Annotated in this window: 26 protein-coding genes; 12 read left to right on the plus strand and 14 right to left on the minus strand. The window is 68.1% G+C overall.

What is annotated here, in order from left to right:
- Positions 1-416: 416 nt before the first annotated feature.
- Both ABD156_RS44415 and ABD156_RS44420 read right to left on the minus strand, forming a co-directional pair.
- Positions 417-638, minus strand: coding sequence for an RNA-binding S4 domain-containing protein (locus tag ABD156_RS44415; protein ID WP_344287651.1), 222 nt, complete (start codon positions 636-638; stop codon positions 417-419).
- A 13-nt stretch (positions 639-651) separates the two neighbouring features.
- A complete protein-coding gene (locus ABD156_RS44420; RefSeq protein ID WP_344287653.1) occupies positions 652-1,404 on the minus strand; it encodes a trypsin-like serine peptidase in 753 nt (250 codons plus the stop codon).
- 66 nt (positions 1,405-1,470) lie between these two features.
- Here ABD156_RS44420 and ABD156_RS44425 point away from each other — a divergent pair, with 66 nt between their 5' ends.
- Together ABD156_RS44425 and ABD156_RS44430 are read left to right on the plus strand one after the other, a co-directional pair.
- Entirely contained in the window at positions 1,471-2,307 is an 837-nt protein-coding gene (locus ABD156_RS44425) for an SDR family NAD(P)-dependent oxidoreductase (RefSeq protein ID WP_344287655.1), read from the plus strand.
- Positions 2,308-2,428: 121 nt separating this feature from the next.
- Entirely contained in the window at positions 2,429-3,085 is a 657-nt protein-coding gene (locus ABD156_RS44430) for a hypothetical protein (RefSeq protein ID WP_344287657.1), read from the plus strand.
- 6 nt (positions 3,086-3,091) lie between these two features.
- Here the strand turns inward: ABD156_RS44430 and ABD156_RS44435 are convergent, their stop codons facing one another.
- Together ABD156_RS44435 and ABD156_RS44440 are read right to left on the minus strand one after the other, a co-directional pair.
- A complete protein-coding gene (locus tag ABD156_RS44435; RefSeq protein ID WP_344287659.1) occupies positions 3,092-3,748 on the minus strand; it encodes a response regulator in 657 nt (218 codons plus the stop codon).
- Positions 3,745-5,361, minus strand: coding sequence for a sensor histidine kinase (locus ABD156_RS44440; protein ID WP_377928269.1), 1,617 nt, complete (start codon positions 5,359-5,361; stop codon positions 3,745-3,747). Before ABD156_RS44440 ends, ABD156_RS44435 begins: the two co-directional genes overlap by 4 nt.
- 157 nt (positions 5,362-5,518) lie before the next feature.
- On the opposite strand from ABD156_RS44440, the gene ABD156_RS44445 reads away from it, so the two are divergent.
- The 4 genes from ABD156_RS44445 (at position 5,519) to ABD156_RS44460 (ending at position 9,160) form a co-directional block, all read left to right on the plus strand.
- Positions 5,519-6,322, plus strand: a complete 804-nt coding sequence (locus tag ABD156_RS44445) for an ABC transporter ATP-binding protein (RefSeq protein ID WP_344287661.1) — start codon at positions 5,519-5,521, stop codon at positions 6,320-6,322.
- On the plus strand, positions 6,312-7,190 hold the full coding sequence (locus ABD156_RS44450) for an ABC transporter permease (RefSeq protein WP_182893716.1): 879 nt from the start codon (positions 6,312-6,314) through the stop codon (positions 7,188-7,190). The genes ABD156_RS44445 and ABD156_RS44450 overlap by 11 nt, the downstream gene beginning before the upstream one ends.
- Before the next feature lies 1 nt (position 7,191).
- Positions 7,192-8,247 (plus strand): ABC transporter substrate-binding protein, encoded by a 1,056-nt coding sequence (locus ABD156_RS44455; protein ID WP_344287664.1) that lies wholly within the window; start codon positions 7,192-7,194, stop codon positions 8,245-8,247.
- Positions 8,248-8,446: 199 nt separating this feature from the next.
- Positions 8,447-9,160, plus strand: coding sequence for a G1 family glutamic endopeptidase (locus ABD156_RS44460; RefSeq protein WP_344287666.1), 714 nt, complete (start codon positions 8,447-8,449; stop codon positions 9,158-9,160).
- A gap of 49 nt (positions 9,161-9,209) precedes the next feature.
- Here the strand turns inward: ABD156_RS44460 and ABD156_RS44465 are convergent, their stop codons facing one another.
- From ABD156_RS44465 to ABD156_RS44475, 3 genes are all read right to left on the minus strand, one after another.
- Positions 9,210-9,530, minus strand: a complete 321-nt coding sequence (locus ABD156_RS44465; RefSeq protein WP_344287668.1) for an antibiotic biosynthesis monooxygenase family protein — start codon at positions 9,528-9,530, stop codon at positions 9,210-9,212.
- A gap of 43 nt (positions 9,531-9,573) precedes the next feature.
- Positions 9,574-10,248 carry a hypothetical protein gene (locus ABD156_RS44470; RefSeq protein ID WP_344287670.1) on the minus strand — a complete coding sequence of 225 codons (675 nt, stop codon included), beginning with the start codon at positions 10,246-10,248 and terminating at the stop codon, positions 9,574-9,576.
- 90 nt (positions 10,249-10,338) lie between these two features.
- A complete protein-coding gene (locus ABD156_RS44475; RefSeq protein ID WP_377928272.1) occupies positions 10,339-13,110 on the minus strand; it encodes an ATP-binding protein in 2,772 nt (923 codons plus the stop codon).
- A 388-nt stretch (positions 13,111-13,498) separates the two neighbouring features.
- Between ABD156_RS44475 and ABD156_RS44480 the strand changes: the two genes are divergently transcribed.
- Positions 13,499-14,596 carry a S1 family peptidase gene (locus ABD156_RS44480; protein WP_344287673.1) on the plus strand — a complete coding sequence of 366 codons (1,098 nt, stop codon included), beginning with the start codon at positions 13,499-13,501 and terminating at the stop codon, positions 14,594-14,596.
- A 42-nt stretch (positions 14,597-14,638) separates the two neighbouring features.
- On the opposite strand, the gene ABD156_RS44485 is transcribed toward ABD156_RS44480, so the two are convergent.
- The 3 genes from ABD156_RS44485 to ABD156_RS44495 all read right to left on the minus strand — a co-directional run bounded on the left by ABD156_RS44485 (position 14,639) and on the right by ABD156_RS44495 (position 16,533).
- The gene (locus tag ABD156_RS44485; protein WP_344287674.1) at positions 14,639-15,262 is read right to left on the minus strand and encodes a DUF4232 domain-containing protein; all 624 of its coding nucleotides are present in this window, start codon (positions 15,260-15,262) and stop codon (positions 14,639-14,641) included.
- A 227-nt stretch (positions 15,263-15,489) separates the two neighbouring features.
- Complete coding sequence (locus ABD156_RS44490) at positions 15,490-15,897, minus strand: SsgA family sporulation/cell division regulator (RefSeq protein ID WP_344287676.1); 408 nt, start codon at positions 15,895-15,897, stop codon at positions 15,490-15,492.
- A gap of 165 nt (positions 15,898-16,062) precedes the next feature.
- Positions 16,063-16,533: an Lrp/AsnC family transcriptional regulator gene (locus ABD156_RS44495; protein ID WP_344287678.1), complete on the minus strand. Its 471-nt coding sequence runs from the start codon at positions 16,531-16,533 to the stop codon at positions 16,063-16,065.
- Positions 16,534-16,736: 203 nt separating this feature from the next.
- On the opposite strand from ABD156_RS44495, the gene ABD156_RS44500 reads away from it, so the two are divergent.
- Entirely contained in the window at positions 16,737-17,735 is a 999-nt protein-coding gene (locus ABD156_RS44500; protein ID WP_344287680.1) for a beta-ketoacyl-ACP synthase III, read from the plus strand.
- 1 nt (position 17,736) lies between these two features.
- On the opposite strand, the gene ABD156_RS44505 is transcribed toward ABD156_RS44500, so the two are convergent.
- On the minus strand, positions 17,737-18,927 hold the full coding sequence (locus ABD156_RS44505) for an FAD-dependent monooxygenase (RefSeq protein ID WP_344287682.1): 1,191 nt from the start codon (positions 18,925-18,927) through the stop codon (positions 17,737-17,739).
- A 74-nt stretch (positions 18,928-19,001) separates the two neighbouring features.
- Between ABD156_RS44505 and ABD156_RS44510 the strand changes: the two genes are divergently transcribed.
- Positions 19,002-19,457: a MarR family winged helix-turn-helix transcriptional regulator gene (locus tag ABD156_RS44510; protein WP_344287684.1), complete on the plus strand. Its 456-nt coding sequence runs from the start codon at positions 19,002-19,004 to the stop codon at positions 19,455-19,457.
- Here the strand turns inward: ABD156_RS44510 and ABD156_RS44515 are convergent.
- The gene (locus ABD156_RS44515) at positions 19,454-20,926 is read right to left on the minus strand and encodes an adenylate/guanylate cyclase domain-containing protein (RefSeq protein ID WP_344288291.1); all 1,473 of its coding nucleotides are present in this window, start codon (positions 20,924-20,926) and stop codon (positions 19,454-19,456) included. The genes ABD156_RS44510 and ABD156_RS44515 overlap by 4 nt on opposite strands.
- An 89-nt stretch (positions 20,927-21,015) precedes the next feature.
- Here ABD156_RS44515 and ABD156_RS44520 point away from each other — a divergent pair, with 89 nt between their 5' ends.
- Positions 21,016-21,504, plus strand: coding sequence for an FBP domain-containing protein (locus tag ABD156_RS44520; RefSeq protein ID WP_344287686.1), 489 nt, complete (start codon positions 21,016-21,018; stop codon positions 21,502-21,504).
- Between the two features lie 5 nt (positions 21,505-21,509).
- Positions 21,510-21,947 (plus strand): AAA family ATPase, encoded by a 438-nt coding sequence (locus ABD156_RS44525; protein ID WP_344287688.1) that lies wholly within the window; start codon positions 21,510-21,512, stop codon positions 21,945-21,947.
- A gap of 1 nt (position 21,948) precedes the next feature.
- On the opposite strand, the gene ABD156_RS44530 is transcribed toward ABD156_RS44525, so the two are convergent.
- The gene (locus ABD156_RS44530) at positions 21,949-22,761 is read right to left on the minus strand and encodes a class I SAM-dependent methyltransferase (RefSeq protein WP_344287690.1); all 813 of its coding nucleotides are present in this window, start codon (positions 22,759-22,761) and stop codon (positions 21,949-21,951) included.
- 176 nt (positions 22,762-22,937) lie between these two features.
- Positions 22,938-23,636: a FadR/GntR family transcriptional regulator gene (locus ABD156_RS44535; RefSeq protein WP_344287693.1), complete on the minus strand. Its 699-nt coding sequence runs from the start codon at positions 23,634-23,636 to the stop codon at positions 22,938-22,940.
- 77 nt (positions 23,637-23,713) lie between these two features.
- Between ABD156_RS44535 and ABD156_RS44540 the strand changes: the two genes are divergently transcribed.
- Positions 23,714-24,058, plus strand: coding sequence for a VOC family protein (locus tag ABD156_RS44540; RefSeq protein WP_344287695.1), 345 nt, complete (start codon positions 23,714-23,716; stop codon positions 24,056-24,058).
- The last annotated feature ends 333 nt before the right edge of the window (positions 24,059-24,391 follow it).

The raw sequence follows: 24,391 nt of genomic DNA on the forward strand, positions 1-24,391 counted from the left end.
TACCACACCCGGTCAACCCACCATGACCAGCACAAACCAAGATGAAAAACCCCCAATGTGGCGTTGGGTGCGTGGGATGCACCGAATGCCGCATTGGGTGCGTGGGATGCACCGAATGCCGCATTGGGTGCGCGGGATGCACCGAATGCCGCATTGGGTGCGCGGGATGCACCGAATGCCGCATTGGGTGCGCGGGATGCACCGAATGCCGCATTGGGTGCGTGTGGTGCACCGAATGCCGCATTGGGGTGCCTCGCGGCGAGCGAGCGAGCGGGTGGGTGGGCTGTGAAGGGCTCCTTGAGGGAATCTGATTCCGGGAAGGAGCCCCTCGCGGACCGGCGGTGGTTGTGAGGGGAACCCTGAGGGACTCTGAGTCCGTGAAGGTGGCCCTCACGGATGTCGGGGGCCGGGAGGGGTCAGTGCTCCAGGGAGACGCGGGCGTTTTCGTTGCCGACGCTGACTACGTCGCCGTCTGCCAGCTGGCGGCCTCGGCGGGTTTCTACCTCGCCGTTCACCGTGACTTCTTCTGCGTCGATCAGGTCTTTCGCGTGTGAGCCGTTGTCCGCGAGGTCGGCCAGTTTCAGGAATTGGCCCAGCCGGATCGGTTCTCCGGTGATCGGGACGTCGCGCGTGCTCATGGGGCGCATCATGTCACGGCATGGTGGTCGCTCGGTTGTAGAGATCGGTGATCTGGTCGTCGAAATAGCTCGAGTACGACACGTCGTCGGTGTATCCGCCTGCTTCGTAGCCGCCGATTACGCCTACTACGGTGCCCGTTTTCGTCTCGGGGGACGGGTCCGCTACCAGTGGGCTGCCGCTGGTGCCGGTTGCGAAGCCGGGGCAGTCGACGCGGACCTGGTGTTCGTCTTGCTGCTGGGTGTGGGTTTCGCAGGTCGCGACCTCGTCGACGCCGTCTGGGTAGCCGGCCACGGTTACTGGGCGGGCGAAGGGGCCGTTCGTGCCTAGTTGGTTGGCGCCGGTTACCGCTTCAAGGGGTTCGGGGGAGCCCTCCTGGCGTGCGGTTGCGAAGCCGACATCCAGGTTCGGATCAGACGAATCGATCCATCCTTGCGCGACGAGTTCGCCGCCGACTTGCCAGTACCCGTAGGGTGCGACGCCGTCGTGGAAACCGGGGGCGAAGGTGACATTGGCCAGGTAGCCGCCGCCTTCGCCGTCGTGGATGCAGTGTGCGGCGGTGAGCAGTTCGTCCCCGCGCGGGCTGTGCACGACGCTCGCGGTGCAGTAGTGCGAGCCGTCGACGAACAACGCGCCGATCGACGCGTGGATCGGCTTCGCCGGGGTCGGCGAGGCGACCGTCGGTTCGTCCGCCGCGCGCTCAGCGCATGCCACGATGGTCCCGCTCGCACTCAATAGTGCGAACAGCCCGATCACCGTGCGCCGCATGCCACCTCCTGTACTGGTCCTCGTCACTAGTATCAGAGAAAGCGGTGAGACCAGGGTGGGGAGACGATGAAGGACTTCTCGAACAAAGTCGCAGTGATCACCGGAGCGGGCTCGGGCATCGGCCGGGCGCTGGCGCTCGAACTCGCGTTGCACGGCGCTCTTCTCGAACTGTCCGATGTCGACGCCGAGGGTCTTGAGGGCACCGTCCGCGAAGCTCGCGAGCGTGGGGCCGAGGTGCGGGGGCATTCGCTCGATGTCGCCGACCGGGCCGCGGTGCTCGCCCACGCTGAAGACGTCGCGCGGGAGCATGGGCGGGTCAACCTCGTCGTCAACAACGCCGGGGTGGCGCTGGGCGCGACCGTCGAGGACATGACGTTCGAGGATTTCGACTGGCTGCTCGGCGTCAACCTGGGAGGCGTCGTGAACGGGACGAAGGCATTCCTTCCGCACCTCATCGACTCCGGCGACGGCTACGTCGTCAATATCTCCAGCGTGTTCGGATTCGTCGGAGTGCCTACGCAGAGTGCTTACAACGCGGCGAAGTTCGCCGTTCGCGGATTCACCGAGTCGCTGCGCGAAGAAATGCTCGCGGCTCGGCATCCGGTCGGCGTCAGCTGCGTGCACCCGGGCGGGATCAAGACCAACATCGCCCGCAACGCCCGCGGCGGAGGCGGCGGCGACCAAGCCAAGGCAGCGGCCGGATTCGACAAAATCGCCCTTACCACACCGAAGAAAGCGGCCGAGACGATCCTGCGCGGCGTGCGCAGGCGGTCCGCGCGGATCCTCATCGGACCGGACGCGTATGTGATCGACGCCATCCCGCGCGTGCTCGGTTCGGCATACCAGCGTCCGCTCGCGATTTTGGCGCGCCAGGGGCTCAAACGCGTCGAGCGGAACGGATAACGCGTCGCGACTGTCCGCATTCTTGATCACTCGATGGAGTTGCATTTTCGCCGAACCTGGCGAAAATGCCGCAGAATGCTGCCAGTCCACTCGTGTGTCCGCACCCCGGAGGTAGCCCTCGATGCTGCGCCTTGCCGAGCGCCGATTGGCCGCGCCCGCTGACCGCGCCTCCGGGGAACTGGTCGATCGCACCGGAATCATCGCCGCGAGCCTGCCGCGCGGGCCGCGGCTGCTGGAGGAAGCGGCGCCGGAGACGAGCTGCGAATCCACCCAGCAGATCCCGGTGATCGCCGGATGCGCGCCCGCCGAGGAACGCCCGCGCGCGGTGGCGTCGCGGCGGCGGGCCCGGGTGTGGGTCGGCGCGGGAGTCGCGGTGGTCCTGGTCGGACTCGGCTGGCTCGCCGGCGGGTTCTTCACCGGCGCGCTTCCCGGTCAGTCCTCGGACGACGCCGTCGTGCAGGCCGAGCAGCGCGTCCCGATCGCGGAGCAGCAGATCCCGGTCCCGCAGACCATCACGCCGCAGGTGACGCAAACCGCGCCGCCGGTCACGGTGTACGTCCCGGTGCCCTCGCACCAAACCCCGGTGCGGCGGCACAACCCGATCCGCCCGACCACGCCGCGCGAGACGGCGGCTCCGGCGGCCCCGGAGCAGGCCGATCCGCGGGCGGACCTCGAGACGCCCACTCCGAGCAAGACCCCGCCGCGGGTGGGAATCGACCAGTTTCTTAACTGGAAGCCGTGGTTCGACGCGGCGCAGCGGATGTCCGGCGGGCGCTGAGCGGGGCTAGCCGATCCAGCCGTATTCGTGCTCCGGCCGCCCGGTCGCGCCGTAGCGAAGCCGCATCTCCACTGCTCCCGACTCCGCCAGCGCGGTCAGATAGCGCTGTGCCGTGGCGCGGGCCATGCCCAGTTCGCGGGCCACTTCGGCGGCGGACAGCGGCGTCGGCGAACCGCGCAGCCGTTCCGACACCAAGCGCGCCGTCGCGCTTGACTGACCTTTCGGCGTCGCCGCGCGGTCCTGGTCGTGCAGAGCGCGGAAAGCCCGGTCTACGTCGTCTTGGGACAGCGGACGTTCGGTCGCGACCAGGCTGCGATACCGGGCGTACGACGTGAGCCGTTCCGACAATTGCCGCGTTGTGAACGGTTTGATCAGGTAGTTCAGAGCGCCGGCGCGGATCGCGGCGGCGATGGACGCGGCGTCGGTGGCGGCGGACAGCACGATGGTGTCCGTTTTCAGGTCGGGCAGGACGGAAAGGCCGGGCTCGTCCGGCAGGTAGACGTCCAGCAGCACCAGGTCCGGGGCCAGTTCCCGGACGCGGGCGCGGGCTTCGGCGGCGGTGTGCGCGACTCCGGCGACGGTGAATCCTGGCACCTCCGACACGAATCCCGCATGCACGCCGGCGACGCGGAAGTCGTCGTCCACGATCAGAGTGCGGATCATGCGTCGGTCTCCTCGGGTCGGTCCAGCAGGCCGGGAAGTTTGGCGACGAACAACGCGCCGGTCGTCGAGCCGCCGGGATCGGCGAGCCACACGTCGCCGTCGCGAGCCCGCGCGGCTTGACGGGCCAAGGCCAGTCCCAGGCCGTGGCCCGGACTGAGCTTTGTGGACACTCCTTCGTCGAAAAGCTTGTCCCTCAAGGTTTCGTCAATTCCGGGTCCGCTGTCTACAACGGACACGTGCAGAGTGGCACCATCGGCGAGCAGGCCGACTTCGACCCACGCTGGGCGTCTCGGGCCCATGCGGGCGGCGTGCAGGGCGTTGTCGACCAGGTTGCCGATGACGGTGCCCGCGGCGATCGGGTCGGTCACCGAGGCGGGGACCCAGGCGTCGTCGGCCAGCCGCAGTTCCATGCCTTTTTCTTGCGCCTGTTCGGTTTTCGCGACCAACAGGGCTTGCAGATACGGATCGGTGACCCGGTCGTCGAGCGGTTCCGCGCGCGAGGCGGTGGATTCGGTGAGGGTTTGCAGGTATTCCTCGGCTTCGGTGTGATGGCCCAGTTGCAGCAGGCCGGACAGCGTATGCAGGCGGTTCGCGAACTCGTGTCGTTGCGCGCGCAGGCCGTCGGACAGCGAGCGGATGCCGTCGAGTTCGCGGGTGAGAGTGTCGAGGTCGGTGCGGTCGCGGAAGGTCAGCACGGTGCCGAGCGAGCGTTCATCCCGTTGTACGGCGCGGGAATTGATCACGAGGACGCGGTTTCCGGCTACGGCCAGGAGGTTGTCGACCGGGCGTCCTTCCGCGACTGCCTTGTGGACTCGCGGGGATAGGTCGAGGTCTTCCAGCGGCGTGCCGACGGGGAGTGGGGTGTCGAGGAGGCGTTCGGCTTCGTCGTTGCGGACGGTCACCCGATGTTCCGCGTCGACAGCCAGGACGCCTTCGCCGATGCCGTGCAGGACGGCTTCGTGTTCGTAGAGCAGTTCGGTCAGTTCGTGGGGTTCGAGGCCGTGGGTTACGCGGCGAAGGCGGCGGTTGAGCAGGGCGGACGCGCCCGCGCCGAGAAGCAGTGCCCCGCCGCCGAAGATCATCGTGAGGACAAGCAACCGGTTGAACTCACTGGTCAGCTCGCTGATCTCGTAGCCGACGCTCACCTCGCCGACGATGCGCGAGCCCTGCCGGATCGGGGTCTTGCTGCGCACCGACGGGCCCAGCGTGCCGGATCGGAACTCGCTCACCACATCGTTGCCCGCGATCACTTCTTCCCAGGGCGTGCTCACTTCCTGGCCGACCAGGTCGGGCTTCGGGTGGGCCAGTCGGATGCCGTGATCGTCAGTGATGACGACGAACAGCGCATCGTTCTCCTTGGTCACCGCCTGGACCCGCTGCTGCAGCGTGGCACTGGGGTCGCGTGCGGTGGCGTCGGCGATGACCGCCGGTTCGGTCGCCACTGACTTCGCGACTGCCAGCGCGCGCTCGCCGTACTGTTTCGACAGCGTCGTGCGCAGGAGCGAACTGACCAGCGCGACGCCGAGGCCCACGACGAGGACCACCACGCCGATCTGCAACAGCAGCACCTGACGGGTGAACCGCATCCGCGGAAAGAGCGCCCACTTCGGCATGCCAGGGAACATACCCCCAGCTCAGCGCTGTGCGCTAAACGAGCAAAACGTGGAGAACGCGCAGAGCGCACGCAGAACGTCGACAAGCTTCTCCACCGCGAAACGCGCTCTTAACCTGCCTCGAGCGAGTCCCCACCGTGACGAAGGAGTCACCTCGATGGCCCCACTCATCGAACTGATCGGCGCCACCAAAAGGTTCCCGAGCGGATCAGGTTCTGTCCACACCGCAGTCCGCGAGCTGACCATGACCGTCGAACCGGGGGAGTTCGTCGCCGTGGTCGGGCCGACCGGATGCGGCAAATCCACCACGTTGTCCCTGGTCTCCGGGTTGCAGCCGCCGTCGGCGGGCCGGGTCGTCGTGCACGGCTCCGACGTGAAGTCCATTCCGGACGGCGTCGGTTACATGTTCCAGACCGACGCGGTGATGCCGTGGCGTTCGGTGCTGGACAACGTCGCTTCCGGGCCGCGCTTCCGTGGTGTGTCCAAAGAGGACGCCCGGAAGAAGGCGGCCGACTGGATCGGCCGGGTTGGCCTGGCCGGGTTCGAGAAGTACTACCCGCACCAGCTTTCCGGCGGTATGCGCAAGCGCGTCGCGTTGGCGCAGACGCTGGTCACCGAGCCCAAAATCCTGCTGATGGACGAGCCGTTCTCCGCGCTCGACGTCCAGACGCGCGCGCTGATGCAGGACGAACTGCTCCGGCTGTGGTCCGGCACCGGCGCCGCGGTGATCTTCGTGACGCACGACCTCGACGAGGCGATCGCGCTGGCGGACAAGGTGGTCGTGCTGACCACGAGCCCGGCGACGGTCAAGGACGTCTTCGAGATCCCGCTGGAGCGTCCGCGCAAGGTGGAAGAACTGCGGCTGACTGAGGAATTCCGCACGATCTACTCCGACATCTGGGAATCGCTGCGCGGCGAGGTCGACAAGGCCCGCCAGAAGGGAGCGACCGGTGTCGCTTGAGACTCAGACCGCGCCGACGCCGGTCTTCGAAACCGAACAAGACATTCTCTCCCGCGCGAAGCGCTCCGCCGGACGGCACAAGCGCAACGTCTGGCTGCTGCGGCTGGCGATTCTCGTTGCCTGGCTTGGCTTGTGGGAAATCGCGGGCCGGTTCTGGATCGACCCGTTCTTCTATTCGATGCCGTCGAAGATCTGGGAGCGGCTCACCGAATGGTTCACCACCGGGACCGACTTCGGGACTATTTGGTACCAGATCCTGGTGACGGTCGAAGAAGCCGTGATCGGGTTTGTGCTTGGTGCGGTCGCTGGCGTGATCTGCGGTGTCATTCTTGGCCGCAGCGCGTATCTTGCCGAGGTGCTGGCTCCGTTTATCAAGGCGGCCAACGCGATGCCGCGCATCGTGCTCGCCGCGCTGTTCGTGATCTGGTTCGGGCTCGGGCTGTCCTCGAAGGTCGCGACGGTGTTCGTGCTCGTGTTCTTCGCGGTGTTCTTCAACGCGTTCACCGGTGCCCGGGAAGTGGATCGCAACCTGATCGACAACGCGCGCATTCTTGGTGCGACGCGGTGGCAGGTGCTGCAGTCGATCGTGCTGCCCAGTGCGACGTCGTGGATTCTTTCGTCGCTGCACGTGGCGTTCGGTTTCGCGCTGATCGGTGCGGTCGTCGGCGAGTACACCGGGGCCAAGGCGGGCATGGGATTCCTGATCGCCAACGCGCAGGGCACCTTTGACACCGCCGGGGTTTACGCCGGGATGCTCGTGATCATGGTCGTCGCGTTGTTCGCGGAATGGCTGATCGGTTCGGCGGAACGCAAGCTGCTGCGCTGGCGTCCGCAGATGTCGGCCGACGACGGACGGCGGGATATCTGACATGCGTCTAAAGAGGACACTCGCGGTCGCGGCGGCCGCGCTGGTGACCGTGGCCGGGGTGAGCGCCTGCCGGGATTCCCGGGAGATCGACCTCGGCAACGGCGGGCGGCCGCACATCAAGATCATGGTCGGCGGACTGTCCAAAGTGATCTATCTGCCGGGTCAGCTCGCGAAGCAGTTGGGCGAGTACCAGAAGCAGGGGCTGGACGTCGAACTGTTCGACCAGCCGTCCGGGGCCAACGCGGAAACCTCGCTGCTGGCCGGCGAGGTGCAGGGCGTCGTCGGGTTCTACGACCACACGATCGACCTGCAGGCCAAGGACCAATGCATCACCAGCGTGGTGCAGTTCGCGAATGTGCCCGGGGAAGCGGAAATGGTCGCGACTCCGAAGGCCGGGCACATCAAGTCCGGTGCGGATTTCCGCGGCAAGAACCTCGGCGTCACGTCGCTGGGCTCGTCGACGGACTTCCTCACCAAGGCGCTCGCGAGCCGCGGCGGGGTCGGCAGCAAGGACTACACGCCGGTGAAGGTCGGGGCCGGGCAGACGTTTATCTCTGCCATGCAACAGGGTTCGATCGACGCGGGCATGACGACCGACCCGACGATCGCGCAGCTGACCAACACCGGACAGGCCAAGGTGCTCTACGACATGCGCACGCCGGAAGGCACGCGGGCGGCGCTCGGCGGGCTGTACCCGGCGAGTTCGCTGTACATGAGCTGCGAAATCGTGAAGCGCTATCCGGATGTCGTGCAGAAACTCGCCAACGCGTACGTGAATTCGCTGCAGTGGCTTTCCGCGCACACCGCGGAGCAGGTGGCCGATCTGATGCCGCCGTCGTTCGCGGGCGGTGACAAGGCGTTGTACGTCAAGTCGCTCAAGGACAGTCTGCCGATGTTCACCAAGGACGGCCGGATGGACCCGTCCGGCGCGCAGAATGTGCTGAAGGTGCTGGGTGCTTCGTCCAGCAACGTGAAGCCCAAAAAGGACAAGATCGATCTGTCCAAGACGTACACCACCCAGTTCGTGGACACCGCGCACGCCCGTACGGCGCGGTAGTCCACTTCGGAAGGAGTCCGTGCCGGCCCGCTGCCTCCCCAGGCGGGCGGGCACGGACTTCCGTGTACACAAAGGAGAATCGGGACATTTGGTGAAGTTTTCCCGAGATGTGAATACCCTTCGAAAGTAGCTACCAACTCGGCCGGGCGAAATTCAACACTGGTACGCGCAGGCACTCCCGTGACCAGATTGGACGCCCATGAGCTCACGATCTTTCCGTCGTCCCCTCGGATTGCTGGCGGTCGGCGCGTTCGCGGCCGCGACCCTCGTCGCCGGCGCGGGAGCCGGGCCCGTCACCTTCGGCCAGCACTTCCACGGGAACCACTACTCCGGCGGAAACTGGGGCGGCTACGTCAGTTTCGGCAGTTTCACCACCGCGACCGCCGGCTGGACCGAACCGTCGGCGACCTGCAAATCCAGCAACGACCTCTTCGCGCCGTGGGTGGGCATCGACGGCGACGGATCGTCCTCTGTGGAGCAAACCGGTGTCGCGACCGATTGTTCCAGCGGCAGCCCGCAATACCAGGCGTGGTACGAAATGTACCCGGCCGCACCGGTGTATTACTCGGCGAGCGAGGCGCCGGTGAAGGCAGGCGACCACCTCACCGCGACGGTCACGCGCAGCAACAACAGCTACAAACTCGACCTGAAGAACGACACGCAGGGCTGGACGAAGACGACCACGCAGTCGCTGAACGCGAAGCACTCGTCGGCCGAGGCGATCATCGAATCGCCGACCGATTCGTACCCCTCGATCAGCGGCGGCGTGAAGTTCGACGGGGTCAAGTTCGACGGCAAGAACCTCGCGGACACCAGCCCGCAGGGCCTCAACGCGGACGACGGTGGCAGCGCGACCTGGACCCCCGGCGCGATCGGCTCGGACGGGCAGAGCTTCTCGATGACCCGGCAGTAAAAGGTCGTGAGGGGAACCCTGAGGGACTCAGAGTCCCTCAGGGTTCCCTTCACGGACGTTCGAAGCAGTAGGCGCGTTCGACTCGCGAGACTTGGACGTCAAAGGAGCGGTACCACTCGGCGCGGCCATGGTTGCGGGTTTCGGTGTGCTCCAGGTTGGTGCGCCATCCGGTGATGGAGTCCTCGTCCCGCCAGTAGGACACGGTGATGCCGAGCCCGGATTCGTCGCGGACGGAGTTCATGCCGAGATACCCGGGCTGCTTGGCGGCGAGTTCGGCCATGTAGGCGGCGCGCTCGGCGTAGCCGCGGTCGCCGTCGGTGCGCCGGGACGTGAAGATCACCGCGTAGTAAGGCGGTTCGGGAAGCTCCATGGCCGGAGATATACCTGGCGGACGCGGGCGGGGCTAGCGGGTTTCAGCCCTGGAGGCCGTTGACCGCCCAGGCGAACACCATCAGCGCGAGCAGCAGCGAGATTCCGGCCTGGACCATCATGGTCATTTTCGCCCAGATCCGCAGCGGCATGACGTCGGTCGGGCTGAACGCGGTGGCGTTGGTGAACGAGGTGTAGAGGTAGTCCAGGTAGCGCGGTTCCCACTCGGCCTTGGCCATCGACGGGTCGCTCATCTGCGGAAACTGCAGGTCGGGGAAGTCCGCTCGGCCCGCCGCGCGCCTGGCCGGGCCGCCGCGGTCGAACTCCCAGTACCAGAGCGAGAAGACGACGATGTTGGTCCAGTAGATGACCACGCCGCTGATCAGCACCTGCACCGCGTGCCCGCGTTGCGCGCCCTGTGCGATTCCGATCACCAACTGCACCGCGGAGGCGCCGTTGAGCACGCTGACGACGGCGAGCGCGGTCAGCGCCACCATCCGCTCGACGATGTTGAACTCGGTCAGCCGGCCGGGATTGAGCAGCAGCAGCGCGACGATCAGCACGGCGGTCAGCGAGGGCAGCAGCCACCACGGGTGCAGCACCATCTCGTCGGGCAGAGCGAGCTGCAGCGCGAGTGTCCCGACGACGACGGCCGCCGCGGGCCACCGGGTCTCGCCTTTCGTCGCCCGCCGCCAGGCAGGCACTGATTCGTCAGCCACCTGACCAACGGTAGGGCGCGGGCAGCGGGTTGGCGCGTCGCAGCGATAGACGTGTCGCGGGGCAGTGCGGTCGAAGAGGACGAACCGGCGTCAGGGTGACGGAACGCTTGGCAGCTTCCTCGCGACGTCAGTGCGGCTTCGCGCGCCTAGCTTGCGAAGCACCTTCGCCACGTGCTGCTCCACTGTGCGCGGTGAGAGGAACAGACCGTCGGCGATCTGCCGGTTCGTTCGGCCCTCCGCGAGCATCTCGGCGACTTCGCGCTCTCGCGGCGACAGTTCGCGACCGTAGCCGCGGCGGCCGCGTTGTGACGGCGCCCAGGCACCGTGTTCGCGAAGCACGTGATGGCAGCGGCCAGCGTCGCGCGTGGCACCGAGCTGTACGTACGCAGCTGCGGCCTCGCTGAGCGCGGCTGTCGCGCCGGCTTGGCCCGCTTCGAGGCGACAGCGAGCCGCGCGTTCACGCATGCCTGCGGCGAGGTACGGCATCGGCAGCTCTGCGTACGCGTCGGCAGCGGTGTCGAAGAGTGTCGCGGCCGCTAGGTGCTTCGCGCGCGCATTGGTCAGGACAGCACGGCCAGCGTGCAGGGCTGCGCCGGCGAGAGGCGCGTCGCGGTCTTCGATGCCGCGCGCGAACTCTTCGACAAACGCGTCGGCGTCGTGCCAACGGTCTGCGCGTGTGTACGCCTCCGCGGCAGCTGGGACCAGCGACGCTGCCCAGACCCACACGCCTTTGCGACGCGCGGCGTCGACAGCGACATCGGCGGCTTCGCAGGCTGCGGAGACGTCGTCGGTCGACAGATGCACGCCGATCAACACCGATGCCGCGCACAAGACAACGGGGATAGGGCCTTCGCCCGGACGGTGCGCCGAGGCGACGGCCAAGTGTCTTCGCGCCGCCGCGAACTCACCGCGCACTGCGGCCAGACCGCCCAGCACCAGCGACGTTTCCATGACGATCGCGCCCAGCGCCGGATGCCGCGTGCGGACGTCTTCGGTCGCCTCGGCCAGGCCGTCCCATGTGCCGCGGAACCAGGCGAGCCGCACTTCGGTGCCTTCGATCAGGCCTTTCGGGTACAGCGCGCCAGCTTCGGAAGCCCGGCGCAGACCCTCGGCGACCAGCTTTTCAGTCCGGTCGAGGTGGCCGGACCACGACTGCGCGTCGGCGAGGTTGCACCACAGCCGGGCCAGCTGCACGCGTTCGGCGACGCTCGGCGCGGTGTCCGGCATCGCCTCGAACTCCGCCCACGCCGAACCGTCGCCGATGTGCGAGGCGGTCGCGATCCGGTCTCCGGTGAGCGTCAGCCGAAGCTCGGGATCGGTCAGTCCGGAGTGGACTTCCCGGGCCCGGCGCATCCACTGCTCGTGCCACGACAGCGGCGTGAGCCCGTCGAACGGCAGCGCGAGCAGGTTGATCCCGCGCGCGGCGAGCTCCGGCCGGTCCGACAGTTCGGCGACGGCGCGTTCGACCGCCGCGCGACCCTGCTCCAGCCGTCCGGCGACGCGGACCAGCAGCATGCCCAGCGCGAGCCGGATCGTCCCGTGCACGGCCGGCGGGAGCGGCCGGTCTTCGAGCACTTTCTCCAGCGTCAGATGGACATCCGGGCGGAAGACGCGCAGCGCTACGTCGCTGAGCTTCTTCGCCAGCCGGCCGACCGCGTCCTCGTCCGCCTTCGCGACGATCGCCTGCAGCAAGTCGATCGCGCGTGCGGTGTCGCCGTGTGCGATCGCCTCGTCGGCAGCTTCTTCCGCGTACTGTCGCCATTCCTCGACGCATCCGGCGGCGTGGGCGTGCGCGGCGAGCAGCGACAGTGGCTGACCTGGCAGGTGCATTGCCTTGGTGTGCAAGAGTTTTCGCTCAAGCGCGCTAAGACAATCGTACACTGCTTTGCGCGCGAACGGATGCCGGAAGCCGTAGCGATTGTCGTCGACCTCGTCCAGCAACCCAGACAGCGCAACCTCGCCCTCGGCCAACCCCGCCAGCTCGTTCAGCACCGATAGCTCGGCGGGAACATTGAGCACAGCAGCGGCTTTGGCAAGCTGCGCCGAGGCTTCCGGAAGCGCGGACAACTGCCTGGACACCGATTCCTGAAGCGCGGCAGGCACTTCCAGCCGGTCCAACGCCGACTCGGTCAGCTCGGAACCACGTAGTGCGCGGAGAGTTTCGTCGGCGACAAAAGGAATCCCAGCCGTGTACCCGTGCAGTTTCGCGGCAAACTCTCCGCTGATCCGAGGCAGGTCCAGAAGGTCGCAGGCCATCGCGGAGACCGCCGCGGCGTCCAACGGCCCGAGCGTGACCTGCGCGCTGTGCACCCCGGGAACGCTGCGGACGCTGGAGTTCCCGGTGCGGCAGGTAGCGACCACCCCAAGATCCGGCGGCCAGTCAACCGCCAGAAACCGCAGCAGGTCACCGGTTCCCGGGTCGGCGCGATGCAGATCGTCGATGAGCAAGACGGTCGGACCGCAGGCGATCAGCAGCTCCCGGAACGCGCGGAACACGCGATGCCGCCCCGCGCCAGGGTCCGGCAGCGGCTCCGGAGCGGGTGGCAGAACGTCCGCCAGCTCCGGCAGAAGTGGTTGCAGCGCACCGGAAACAGGACTCAGCGGCCCGAGCCGATCCCCGGCGGAGCGCAACGCCTCCAGCACTGGCCCGTATGGAAAAGGCTCGGCCAACTGCGGACACGCGCCGCGCAGCACGCGGACTCGGGAAAACTCCGGCCGCGCGGCGAGTTCGGCGAGCAGCCGGGTCTTCCCCATTCCCGGCGCGCCCTCGACCAGCACCGCGGCGGGCCGATGGCGGAGAACTTCAGCGACGGCGGCGAGTTCGCGGTCGCGTCCGGCGAACGCCGCCGGACGCGGACGCACGGAAACCACTGTCGGAACGGCCGGCCACATCACGACCTCCCCAGTGCGCGTCTTGTCCGTTTCGCCCGGAGCTTAAGCAGTGCGCGGGGCGCGGTAAACCGACTCTCGACGGGTACGCGGGCACGCTCCTCACACGTCTGCCTCCGCACGGTCACCAAATGGCAGAAGAAATCCCGGCGTGTGGTCACAAAGAGTGCGAAACCGCGCGGAGTTGCCCGGTTCAGCGGAACAACCCACGGACGTCCGTCCCGGCGGCCAACGCTCGGTAGTCGCGCAAGTCCCTACTTAAGGATTGCTCCGCTACCTATTCTCGCGGCCACTTATTGCAGTGGATTGGACCACCGCCGCACCCTTCGAGGCCGGGGGGAACCGAACGCGAGGGAGAAGCATGAAAGCCATCAGATTCCTCGGTGCCGCAACCGCTGCCGCGGCGGTGACGGCGATCTTCGCCGGTGTCCCGGCCGCGAGCGCCGCCCCGCTCAACCCCGACATGGTCCCGGCGATGCAGCGCGACCTCGGCCTCACTCACGGCCAGGCACTCGCCCGGCTCGCGAACGAGGAGGCCGCGAACAAGGTCGGCGCGGCACTGGAGAAAGCTCTCGGCGAACGCTTCAGCGGCACGAGCTTCAACGCGGCGACCGGCAAGGCCGTGGTCGCGGTGACTGACGCGGCGCTTGTCGACCAGGTGCGCGCGGCCGGTGCCGAGGCGCAGGTCGTCCGGTTCAGCGCCCGGCAGCTGGACTCGACCGTGCAGAAGCTCAACGCCCAGGAGAAGTCCGCGCCGAAATCGGTCACCGGCTGGGGCATCGACACCGCGAGCAACCGGATCAGCCTGACTGTCCTCAAGGGACAGCGCGGCGCGGCGGAGCAGTTCGTCCGGCAGTCCGGTGTGGACACTGCGGCGGTGAGCGTGACGGAGACCTCGGCGGTGCCCAAGGCGCACTACAACGTGCTCGGTGGCGACGCGTACTACATCGGCAGTTCGTCCCGCTGCTCGGTCGGATTCTCGGTGAACGGCGGCTTCCTGACCGCGGGCCACTGCGCGGCGCTCACCGGCGGCGGCGCGCTGTCCGGCTACAACCGGGTCGCGATGGGCCAGTTCTCCACCTACCGCTTCCCCGGCGCGGACTACGCGGCCGCGCGGGTCAACAGCAACTGGACCCCGGTCGGCCAGATCAACAACGGCACTCGGGTCGCCGGGTCCACCGAGGCCGCGGTCGGCGCTTCGGTGTGCAAGTCCGGTTCCACCACCGGCTGGACCTGCGGAACGATCCGCGCCAAGAACCAGACCGTGCGCTACCAGGAAGGCACCGTGACCGGCATGGTGCTCACCAACGCGCGGTCCGACCACGGCGACTCCGGCGGTTCGTTCATCAGCGGAAACCAGGCGCAGGGCATGGTTTCCGGCGGCGACACCGTCAACAGCTACTACTACCCGGTGAACGTCGCGCTGTCCGCGACCGGCACGACGCTCGTCCGAGGCTGACATCCGAGAGGGGAGTGCCCGCGCGGGGCACTCCCCTCTGTGTCAGGACGCGTCGGCAGTGATCCCGTCGACCCACGTGCCCGGGTGCGTCGCGCCGTCCTGGCGGGTGATCGCGATGTTCGACGGCCACGCGGCCTTCAGCGCCTTGGTCTGGCCCGGCGGGATCGTGCTGAGGCTCTGCGCGGTCCAGGCCGGAGATTCGGCCGGCGGGTTCGGGTCGGACGGGAGCACGGTGATCTTCGCGGTCGCCGTGCGTCCCGGGGCGAGGATGTTGTGCGCCGGGCCGTTTTCCCGCCGCAGCAGCGAGTCGACCGGTCCGTAGACGGGGTGCTCCGGTCCGTGCAGGTCGACGCCAGGGGTCCCGTGCAGGTCACAGGCGTGGGACGAGGTGTTCTTGAACGTCAGCGGGAGTTCGAGCTGGCTGCCGGCCGGTTTCGCCGCGCCGAGCGACACGGACAGGTTGTCGGTGGTGCATCGCGGCGTCTGTGCGTCCGGCTTCTTCTCCTTGGCGGTGGTCGCCGGAGCGCTGGATTCCGCGGCGGGAGCGGCGGGCGAGGAAGCCGCCGGCGCGGCGGAATTGGCCGGGGAACCGCAGGCTGCGAGAGCGAAGGCACTCGCGAGGACTGCCGATCCGGCGGCAGCTCGGGTGAGCTTGGTGAGAGACATCCGGGGTTTCTCCTAGAGCGACCACGATGCCCGCGGGCTTCGCGGGCATCCGGTTGATGCCCAAGATCACCAGGACTATGCGCCGGTCTTTCCGGACGCCACTGTGTTCTGGCTTACGGTTCTGGCTTACGGCGGGTCCAAATGCGACAAAGGCGGCTCGAGTGCCTCCAGCGCACTCGATTCGAACCGCCCCTGTCCTCATTGCCGCGGGATCGGCAGGTCTTGTGTCACACGTTGCTGATCTCCTCGATCAGCCCGTCGATGTCGAAGTGCTCGCTCTCGGCTCCGAGCGGCACCAGCTCGTAGGACGAGTCCAGGAACGCCTCGAGGTCGGCGCGCTCCAGCTCGAACGACGCGTAGCCGTCCGGCGACTCGATTTCCAGCGTCAGCAAGGCCTCGTCCTCGGACAGGTCCGGCCGGATCCGCACGTCGCCGATCCCGGTCGGCTCGTCCAGCCCGGTCACGAGCAGCTCGCGGGCGAACGTCCACTCGATCCACCGGCCGCGTTCGGTCCGGAACGCCACGGTGACCGCGTAAGGCTCCGACACGTGGAAGGAGAGGCGGGACAGCACCGGCGTAGTGCTCTCGTTCAGCAGTACGAACTGGGTCTGGTGTACGGCGTCGGTGGTGTGCACGGCTGCTCCTGGAGTCCTCCGGTCGTTCGCGCCTCGCGAACTGGTCGGCAGGGAGATGATCGACTCGGGGGCACATGACGTCGTTCCGCCGACGTTCACGCGATCGGTTGCATCAGGCCGCGAACACGTAACGCCGGACACAGAACCCTTGTGTTTCCGCGCAGGTCAGGAGAGCGGCAGCGTGAGGCCCACTTTGACCCGATCCATCGCCACGCTGGTGGTGAAGTGCCGGACGTTGGGGTTGTCGAAGAACGTCCGCCGCGCGAAAGTCTCGAACGCCGCCATGTCCGGGCAGGTGACCACGAGGACGAAGTCCGCGGTGCCGGTGACGTAGTAGCACTGCTGCACGCAGTCGTCGGCGAGGACCTGGGCGCGGAAGCCGTCGAGCACCGCCATGCTCTCGCGCTCCATCTCGACCATGACGACGAACGTCATGTCCAGCCCGAGCGCGGCCGGGGACAGCACCGCGATCTCCTTCTCGATCACTCCGGCCTCGCGCAGCCGTTTGATCCGCCGCTGGACGGCCGCGGCGGACAGGCCGACTTTGGACCCGATGACCTCGGCGATCGTGCGGGCGTCGTTCTGCAGGCAGGACAGGATGGCGAGGTCTAGCTGGTCCAGGTCGGGAGTGCGCACACTTCAGGCTAACCGGGCGGACCGACAAAAAGCCTCGGGTTTACCACGCTGCTCGGCGGTCGATCGCAATACCTCCTATTGAGCGAATGTGGAAGAGGTCTCTTAGTGACGTGGAACACAACTGACCGGTCTACCCAGGGGTAGGCCATACAAGGGAGGCAACCGGCGACGTCCGCCAACAAGCCGGTCTGGGAGGTTCCGCCATGAGTGCTGTCCGGTCGCGCCACCGCGCCGCCGTCGTCGCCGGACTCGGCGGCGCGCTGCCCGAGCGCGTGGTGACGAACGACGAGATCGCGGCCCGCCTGGACACCACCGACGAGTGGATCCGCACCCGCACCGGGATCCGGGAGCGCCGCAGGGTCGTCCCCGGCCAGTCCACAGTGGACCTCGCCGAGGAGGCGGGCCGGGCGGCGCTCGGCCCGGACGGGCACGCGGACGCCGTGGTGCTCGCCACCTCGACCGCCGACCAGCTGTGCCCGGCCACCGCGCCGCAGGTCGCGGCCCGGCTCGGCCTCGGCACGGTGCTGGCGTTCGACGTCAACGCGGTGTGCAGCGGTTTCGTCTACGCGCTCGCGACCGCAGCCGGGTTCATCGCGGGCGGGATGGCCGAGCGGGTGCTGGTGATCGGCGCGGACGTCTTCACCTCGCTGGTCGACCCGGACGACCGCACCACGGTGCCGATCTTCGGCGACGGCGGCGGCGCGGTCCTGCTGCGCGCGGGCGACCCTGGCGAACGCGGCGCGCTGGGCCCGTTCGACCTGCACAGCGAGGGCGAGCTGGCCAAGCTGCTGTGGGCCGAAGCGGGCGGTGCGGCGCAGCGCGTGCCGGAGAACCCGAAGGACCGGTTCATGGTCATGCAGGGCACCGCCGTGTTCCGGCAGGCGTGCGCGCGGATGGCGGAATCCTCGCGCGCGGTGCTGGACCAGGCGGGCTGGATGGTCGGCGACGTCGACCGGTTCGTCGGGCACCAGGCGAACATCCGCATCCTGCAGGCGACCGCGAAGCAGCTCGGCATGCCCGCGGACGCGGTGGTGTCGAACATCGACCGCGTCGGCAACACCAGCGCGGCGTCGATCCCGCTGGCGCTCGCGGACGCGGTCGCCGACGGGACGTTGACGCCGGGGCACAAGGTGCTGCTGACGGCGTTCGGGGCCGGGCTGACCTGGGGTTCGACGGTGCTGACCTGGCCTGAGCTGCCCTGAGCTACGCGTACTCGGGCAGCGCGATCGCCTCCGAACGCGGCTTCCCGAACCGTCCCGCGGCCTTGCCCAACCGCCGCGCCAACGGGGTGCTTGCCATCCGTAGCGCGGCGTGGATCGCGGTCCGATGTGCCTGCGCCCGCGGCATCGTCACCTGCGGCGCGCCGGGGAAAAGCCGCTGCGCCTCGGTGACCAACGGCCGCATCAGGCGTTCGTACTCACCGAACGCGGCGCGCGGGTCTTCGTTAGCCGTGAGTTCTCCGGCCAGGATGTACGCGCCGGTGAGGGCGAGCGTCGTGCCCATGCCGCTGACCGGCGAAGCGCAGTAAGCCGCGTCGCCGAGCAGCACGACCCGGCCCTGGTGCCACGTCGGCAGTTTCGCCTGGCCGACGTCTTCCAGGTACAGCGAGCCGTTGTCCATTTCGGCCAGAACGCGCGGGCCTTCCCAGCCGACGTCGGCGTACGTCTTGCGCAGCACGGACACCGTGTCCTCGGTGGTGAGCCGATCCAGACCGCGTACGTCGGACAGGAAGAACAGCCCGGCGCGCATCGTGCCGACGTTGTCCGGACGCAGGAACAACATCCGCCCGCGGCCGCAGAACATCGCGCGCCACCAAGCGTTATCGGTCGCGATCCGCGGGAGCGCGAGATGCGCGGTGTAGAGCCCGAGTTCGTGCGGACGCACGTCCGGCATCAGCATCGCGCGGGTGCGGGAACGCAGGCCTTCGGCGATGACCACGGCGTCGAAGCGCTGGGTTTCGCCGCTCTGGAAGTCGACGTCCACGCCGGTGCCGTCGTCGTGCAGCGCCTGGATCTGGTCGCCGAATCGATACGTCGTCTCTCCGGTTGACTGCTCATACAGCAGTCTCGACAGCTGGCCGCGCAGGATTTCGATCTCCGCGGTCCCGCCTCCGGAATCGCCGTCACCGGCGCGGAACTCGGCGACGACGCGTCCGTTTTCGTCCACGAACTGCGTGCCGACCTCGCCGGTGTGCGCGGCGCGGACCGCTTCTTCGAGCCCCATCTTGCGCAGCACCTGGCGGCCGACGCCCCGGATGTCGACGTTCTGGCCCTCCTCGCGCAGCTGGTCGAACCGTTCGACGACGGTGACGTCCCAGCTGGACTGGGCGAGCCGGGAAGCGAGCGCGGGGCCGGCGATGCTGGCTCCGGAGATGAGAAGACTGCGACGGGTCATGATTCCCCTCCTTGCCGTTGCTCAAGTACCTAGTTAATCTATCTATTAGTTTATCTACTGACAAGGAGGGCCGCGTGGACGAGAACCAGGCAGCGCTCGAGAACGTGAACGCGACGACCTTCGCGGTGCGGGACGTCATCGAAGCCAGCCGTGACCTGATGGCGCGGATGGCGAAGAGCGTCGGGATGAACGCGAACGACCTCACCGCGATCGCGCTCCTCAACCACTACGGACCGATGGGTCCGGTGGAATTGGGCCGCCGCCTCGGGATCAGCGGCCCCTCGGCGACGACGTTGGTGGACCGGATGGAAGAGGCCGGTTATCTCGCGCGCGTTCGCAGCGACACGGATCGGCGGCGGGTGGCGGTCATGGTCACCGATTCCGCGCGGGAGATCGCGTCGGCGGTGTGGTGGCCGGCGATCGAGAAGCTGGATGCGGTGTCGCGGACGCTCAGCGCGTCGGAAAACGCTGTAGTGCGGGACTTTTTGGCCCGGATTACCGAGGTGATGAACGAGGGACGGGAGTACTAGGTCGTCCAGGTCCGGGTCTCGCGGTGGCGGCCGCGCAGGTGGAGTTCGCCGTGCAACCGCCAGTGTTCCCGTTCGCCGCCGAGCGCGGCCTTCACCGTCGTTTCGCTGGCGAGCACGCGCGACGGCACGGCTTTCGCGTGTTCGGTGAGCCGCGCGGCTTCGTTCACCGCGTCGCCGATCACGGTGTATTCCAAGCGGCTCGACGCGCCAAGCTGCCCGGCGAACACCTGCCCGGTCGCGACGCCGATGCCCAGGTCAAGCTCGCCTTCCGACACCACCGCGTCGCGGATCGCGCGGGCCGCGGCGAGCGCCATCGTCGGACCGTCGGACAGCCGGGTCGGCGCGCCGAAAACGCACAGCGCGGCGTCGCCCTGGAACTTGTTGACCAGCCCGCCGCGAGCGTCCACTGCGGACACCACGCTCGCGAAAAACCGGTTCAGCTTCTCGACCAATTCCTGCGGCGGGGTACGTGACGCAAGGGCTGTCGAGTCAACGACGTCGACGAACAGTGCGGTGACCTCACGGACGTCGCCGGAGAGCGAAGCGCCGTATTCGAGCGCGTGCCGGGCGACGTCGGTGCCGACATGGCGGCCGAAGAGGTCGCGCATCCGGTCCTGTTCGCGCAGGCCGGCGGCGAGGTCGTTGACCGACGTCTGCAGCATCCCGATCTCGCTGGAATCGTCCACGTCGACGTGCACGTCCTTGCGTCCGCGCGCGATTCCGTCGAGCGCGATCCGCAGCCGGTGCAGCGGCGCGGCGACGGCGCGGGACAGGAGCGCGGTGCCGATCGCGCCGGTCGTCAGGCCGGTCACGGAGAGCACGATCAGGCTCGCCGTCGGGTTGCCGTGGCGGCCGAGATCGGGCGGCGTGGTCACCAGCAGCACGCCGATCAGCGGTACGCCGCTGGCCAGCACCCACGTGACGACCAGCCGCGTCAGCACAGTGACCGGCAGCGTTCCGCGCGGCGGCAGGACGTCGAGCGCCATCGTCATCACCGGCCGCGCGACCCATTCCGCGGCCAGGTAGGTGAGCCCGACCGTGGTCAGCCCGCCGAGCCCGATGGTGAGCGCGATGCCCGCCGCGTCGCCGATCGAGCCGAGGACGCCGGCCAGGATGCCGAGCGCGAGCGCGCCGATCAGCCAGAGCGTGCCGCTCACCACGGCCATGTCAAAGGGCAGCCGCAGTGCCCGTTTGGCCTCGTCCGCGGTCGGCGGCCGGCCGATCGTGAACCACACCACGGTGCGGCGTTGCAGGTAGGCGGTCCAGAGCGTGCCGACGATCAGTGCCAGCGCGACCACTCCCGCCGCGGTGACGCCGAGCACCCAGCCGCGGTCGTCGACGTCCTCCGGCAACCCCTGCAGGAGCAGCAGCAACGCGACGACTCCGGCGCCGGCGACACTCGATCCGACGCCGAGCGCGGCGAAGCCCAGACTGGTGCGCAGAACCAGCCGGAACCTCCCCGCGATCATCGTGCGCACCCGCAGATCGTATGGGGTGGCGGGTCCGGGAGCGAAAAAAGCCGTCGCTCTTGCGGTGCGGCGATGGTTAGCGTGGTCGTATGCAACCGCTCGACCCCGCCGAGATCCGCGCCTCGTTCGTCAACTGTTCCCGCGGGGAAGCCAAGTCCGTCACGCTGCCCGCCGACGTCCCGTGGGAGAAACGAGACTTCCTTGGCTGGCGCGACGTGAAGGCGCCCGGCCGGGCGTACCTCGTCGTGCCGCACGGCGACGAGGTGATCGGCCTGTCGCTGCGCGCCGCGCCGCCGCCGAAATCGCGGCTGCGCAGCAACATGTGCGCGTTCTGCTCCACGACGCATCCGCTCGCCGACATCACGCTGTTCACCGCCCGGCTGGCCGGAAAACCTGGTCGCGACGGCAATACTGTGGGCACGTACTTGTGCTCTGACCTGGCGTGCAGCGCGTATCTTCGCGGCGAACTCCGGCCTGCGGTGCCGCAGCCCAAGGAGACGCTCTCGGAGGAGGAGCGCGTGGAACGGATGAGCGAGAAGGTCGGGCGGTTCGTGGCTCGGGTGCTGGAAACCCGGTAGCCGCCGTGCGGGTGCTGGTGACCGGGATGTCCGGAGTGGGCAAAAGCAGCCTGCTCGCCGAACTTTCCCGGCGCGGGTACCGCACGGTCGACACCGATTACGGCGGCTACACCGGCGAAGACGGGCTTTGGCGCGAAGACCGGATCACCGCGTTGTTGTCGACGCCGGGGCCGCTGTTCGTGTCCGGCACGGTCTCGAACCAAGTGCGGTTCTATCCGCGGTTCACCGACATCGTGTTGCTGAGCGCGCCGCGCGAGGTGCTGATCGAGCGGCTGACGACGCGAACCGGCAATCCGTACGGGAAACATCCGGACGAACTGGCCGAAACGTTGGGGTATCTGGACGAAGTGGAGCCGTTGCTGCGTTCGTCGGCGACGTTCGAGGTGGTGACCACTGTGCCGGTGGCCGAGGTCGCCGATGCGGTGTTGCGCCAGGTTGGTTAGTTCAGAAATCCCACTCCGCGATCCGCCCCATCTTGCGGATCATCGGGAACAGCGCCGACGCGCGCAACGCCAGCCGGGACGCCGCCGGGATCTTCGCCACGGCGTCGTCGGTCGCCCAGTCTGTCGCGTCCAAACAGGACACCAGGCGGAGGCCGTAGCGCTCCAGTTCGTGCGGATCGTCGATGCCCCAATGCAAAGTCGCGCCCGCGCGGCGGACCACCGGGTTGATCGTCTGCGCCTTGATGCCGAGCGAGCTGAAGAAATCGACCACGATCCGGCCGGACGGGAACTTGCCGACGAGCCTGCGGACCAGTTCGGTGCCGGACTCCGCGGTGAGATACATCGTGAGGCCCTCGGCCACGATCAGCGCCTCTCGGTCGCCGGGAACCTGGTCGAGCCAGCCGAAATCGGTGACCGACGAGCCGATCATCGTGTACCCCGGCCGCTGCGGGTAAATCCGGCCGCGGACGTCGACGACCTCCGGATAGTCCACGTCGACCCACTCGGCCGACGGCGGCGGGTCGAGCCGGTACACGCGGGTGTCCATGCCGCAGCCGAGGTGCACGACGATCGCGTCGGGGTGTTCGGCCAGCCATTTGCCCGCCATCTCGTCGATCGCCCGCGCCCGGATCGCGACGGAGACGGCGGCGTTCTCGTTCACGCCCAGCTTGCGGAAGTCGTAGTCGATCTTCTTGACCGCTTCGTCGGCCGCCGTGTCGCCGAGGATCGGGTCCTTTCGGCGAGCGTCGAGCGCACGGGCGTACAGCGTGCCGAGGTTGGTCGCCTTCTCCTCGGTGAAGTGCACTTTCTCCACGGTCGGCCCCCTTGGTGTCACAGTCTTCATAAACTTGTGAAGACTGTAGCGCTGATTGCCGGATGCGGCATTGTCCGGAGGTATGGCGAAGCGCTTGCGCACGACGAGAGCGGCTGCTTCGTTGTGCTTCAAGATCCGGAGGGCAACGAGTTCTGCGTGTGCTGAGTTCTGCTGATTCAGGAAGACGCGTAGTCGTGGGCGTAGGTTTTCGCGTCCAGCAAGTGTTTGAGGGTGATCTCGCGCGCCGCCGCGGCGTCCGAACGGCTGATGGCTTCGAGGATCGCACGGTGTTCGGCCACGGCCTTGCGGATCTGCCCAGGCAGCCGAAGCGCGGCCCGGCGCTCTTCGCCGACCAGGGCGAGCACCGAACGGAGCAGGTCAGCGACGTCGTCACTGCCCGCGTTGCCGGCGATCACCCGGTGGAACTCGGCGTCGGTCGCGATGACGCGCAGCATGTCGCCGTTCGCCGCGGCCTCCTCCATCTCCGCGACGTTGTCCGCGAGCCGCTGCACGACGCGCGGCGTGTGCTGCCGCGCGAGCCGCTCGGCCAGCGTCGGCTCGACAGTCGCGCGCAGGTCGAACAGCTTCTCCACTAGCTGTTCGTGTTCGGAAAACCAGCTGCTCAGCGGGCTTTCCTCGGTGCCTTGCTCGCGGACGTAGGTGCCGGACCCCGCGCGGATCTGGACGTACCCGATCGAATCCAGCACGCGCAACGCCTGCCGCAACGACCCGCGGCTGATGCCGAGTTGCTCGCAGAGCGCGCGTTCCGCGGGCAGGCGCGAGCCCGGCGGAAGCTCGCCCGAATCGATCATCGCGCGCAGATGGTCGACCGTGGCGCTCCAGACCTGGTCGGTTTCGTGTGCCACGCCGCCCATCCTGGCAGGTGGCGACCCAAGCCGCGCGAAATTGTCGGTGGCGGGTGTCACCATCGTTGAGTGGAAGGGGAGGGATCATGACCGCGAAGTTCAAAGACCTGGCACTGGACGCTCTTGATCATCAGGCATTGGCGGACTGGTGGTGTTCGGCGATGGGCTATGTCCGCCGAAGCCCGCCCGGAGAACGCTCGCCGGACTGGCCGGTCGCGATCGTGGACCCGGCCGGAGAGGGGCCGCTGATCTGGCTGAACCCGGTGCCGGAACGCAAGACGGTGAAGAACCGGATGCATCTGGACGTGTGGGGAGATCCGGAGGAGCTGAGAGCGGCCGGGGCCCGGATGGTGGCGCAACGGGGCGAGGGGCGGGAGTGGCATGTGATGGCGGATCCGGAGGGGAATGAGTTTTGCGTTTTTGAGCGGTGACGGGGTTGGTGGGGATGGGTGAGCGGAGTGCGCGGAGAGGGGAGGTGAGTGCGGGAGGCGCGGAGTTAGGAGGCAGATGAAGACTGGCGGCTGAAGCTGCGGCGGAGCGCGGGTTGCTTCCTGGGGTCGGCCTGGGCTAGTGGCGACGTGGGCTGGTGGCCGCGTTGGGTGCGGCCAGTGGCGAGGTGCGCTGGTTGTCGGGCGGAGCGCGCGCAAGCGGCGACGTCGGTTGGCGGGCAAGGCGTGGGTTGGTGGTCAGGTTGGGTGCGGGCTTGCGGCGAGGCGTGCTGGCTGGGCGAGCAAGGCTCGGACAGGTAGCCGCGGTTGGGCGCG

Origin of the sequence: Amycolatopsis albidoflavus (assembly GCF_039525725.1) — a bacterium.
GTDB lineage: Bacteria > Actinomycetota > Actinomycetes > Mycobacteriales > Pseudonocardiaceae > Amycolatopsis > Amycolatopsis albidoflava.

What these genes read in the sequence shown, in the direction of transcription:
- ABD156_RS44515 (WP_344288291.1), bottom strand. Translation starts at nt 20,926, where the DNA reads ATGATCGCGGGGAGGTTCCGGCTGGTTCTGCGCACCAGTCTGGGCTTC.
- ABD156_RS44455 (WP_344287664.1), top strand. Translation starts at nt 7,192, where the DNA reads ATGCGTCTAAAGAGGACACTCGCGGTCGCGGCGGCCGCGCTGGTGACC.
- ABD156_RS44445 (WP_344287661.1), top strand. Translation starts at nt 5,519, where the DNA reads ATGGCCCCACTCATCGAACTGATCGGCGCCACCAAAAGGTTCCCGAGC.
- ABD156_RS44440 (WP_377928269.1), bottom strand. Translation starts at nt 5,361, where the DNA reads ATGCCGAAGTGGGCGCTCTTTCCGCGGATGCGGTTCACCCGTCAGGTG.
- ABD156_RS44485 (WP_344287674.1), bottom strand. Translation starts at nt 15,262, where the DNA reads ATGTCTCTCACCAAGCTCACCCGAGCTGCCGCCGGATCGGCAGTCCTC.
- ABD156_RS44535 (WP_344287693.1), bottom strand. Translation starts at nt 23,636, where the DNA reads ATGGGCGGCGTGGCACACGAAACCGACCAGGTCTGGAGCGCCACGGTC.
- ABD156_RS44415 (WP_344287651.1), bottom strand. Translation starts at nt 638, where the DNA reads ATGAGCACGCGCGACGTCCCGATCACCGGAGAACCGATCCGGCTGGGC.
- ABD156_RS44430 (WP_344287657.1), top strand. Translation starts at nt 2,429, where the DNA reads ATGCTGCGCCTTGCCGAGCGCCGATTGGCCGCGCCCGCTGACCGCGCC.
- ABD156_RS44500 (WP_344287680.1), top strand. Translation starts at nt 16,737, where the DNA reads ATGAGTGCTGTCCGGTCGCGCCACCGCGCCGCCGTCGTCGCCGGACTC.
- ABD156_RS44480 (WP_344287673.1), top strand. Translation starts at nt 13,499, where the DNA reads ATGAAAGCCATCAGATTCCTCGGTGCCGCAACCGCTGCCGCGGCGGTG.
- ABD156_RS44460 (WP_344287666.1), top strand. Translation starts at nt 8,447, where the DNA reads ATGAGCTCACGATCTTTCCGTCGTCCCCTCGGATTGCTGGCGGTCGGC.
- ABD156_RS44425 (WP_344287655.1), top strand. Translation starts at nt 1,471, where the DNA reads ATGAAGGACTTCTCGAACAAAGTCGCAGTGATCACCGGAGCGGGCTCG.
- ABD156_RS44540 (WP_344287695.1), top strand. Translation starts at nt 23,714, where the DNA reads ATGACCGCGAAGTTCAAAGACCTGGCACTGGACGCTCTTGATCATCAG.
- ABD156_RS44420 (WP_344287653.1), bottom strand. Translation starts at nt 1,404, where the DNA reads ATGCGGCGCACGGTGATCGGGCTGTTCGCACTATTGAGTGCGAGCGGG.
- ABD156_RS44520 (WP_344287686.1), top strand. Translation starts at nt 21,016, where the DNA reads ATGCAACCGCTCGACCCCGCCGAGATCCGCGCCTCGTTCGTCAACTGT.
- ABD156_RS44465 (WP_344287668.1), bottom strand. Translation starts at nt 9,530, where the DNA reads ATGGAGCTTCCCGAACCGCCTTACTACGCGGTGATCTTCACGTCCCGG.
- ABD156_RS44435 (WP_344287659.1), bottom strand. Translation starts at nt 3,748, where the DNA reads ATGATCCGCACTCTGATCGTGGACGACGACTTCCGCGTCGCCGGCGTG.
- ABD156_RS44505 (WP_344287682.1), bottom strand. Translation starts at nt 18,927, where the DNA reads ATGACCCGTCGCAGTCTTCTCATCTCCGGAGCCAGCATCGCCGGCCCC.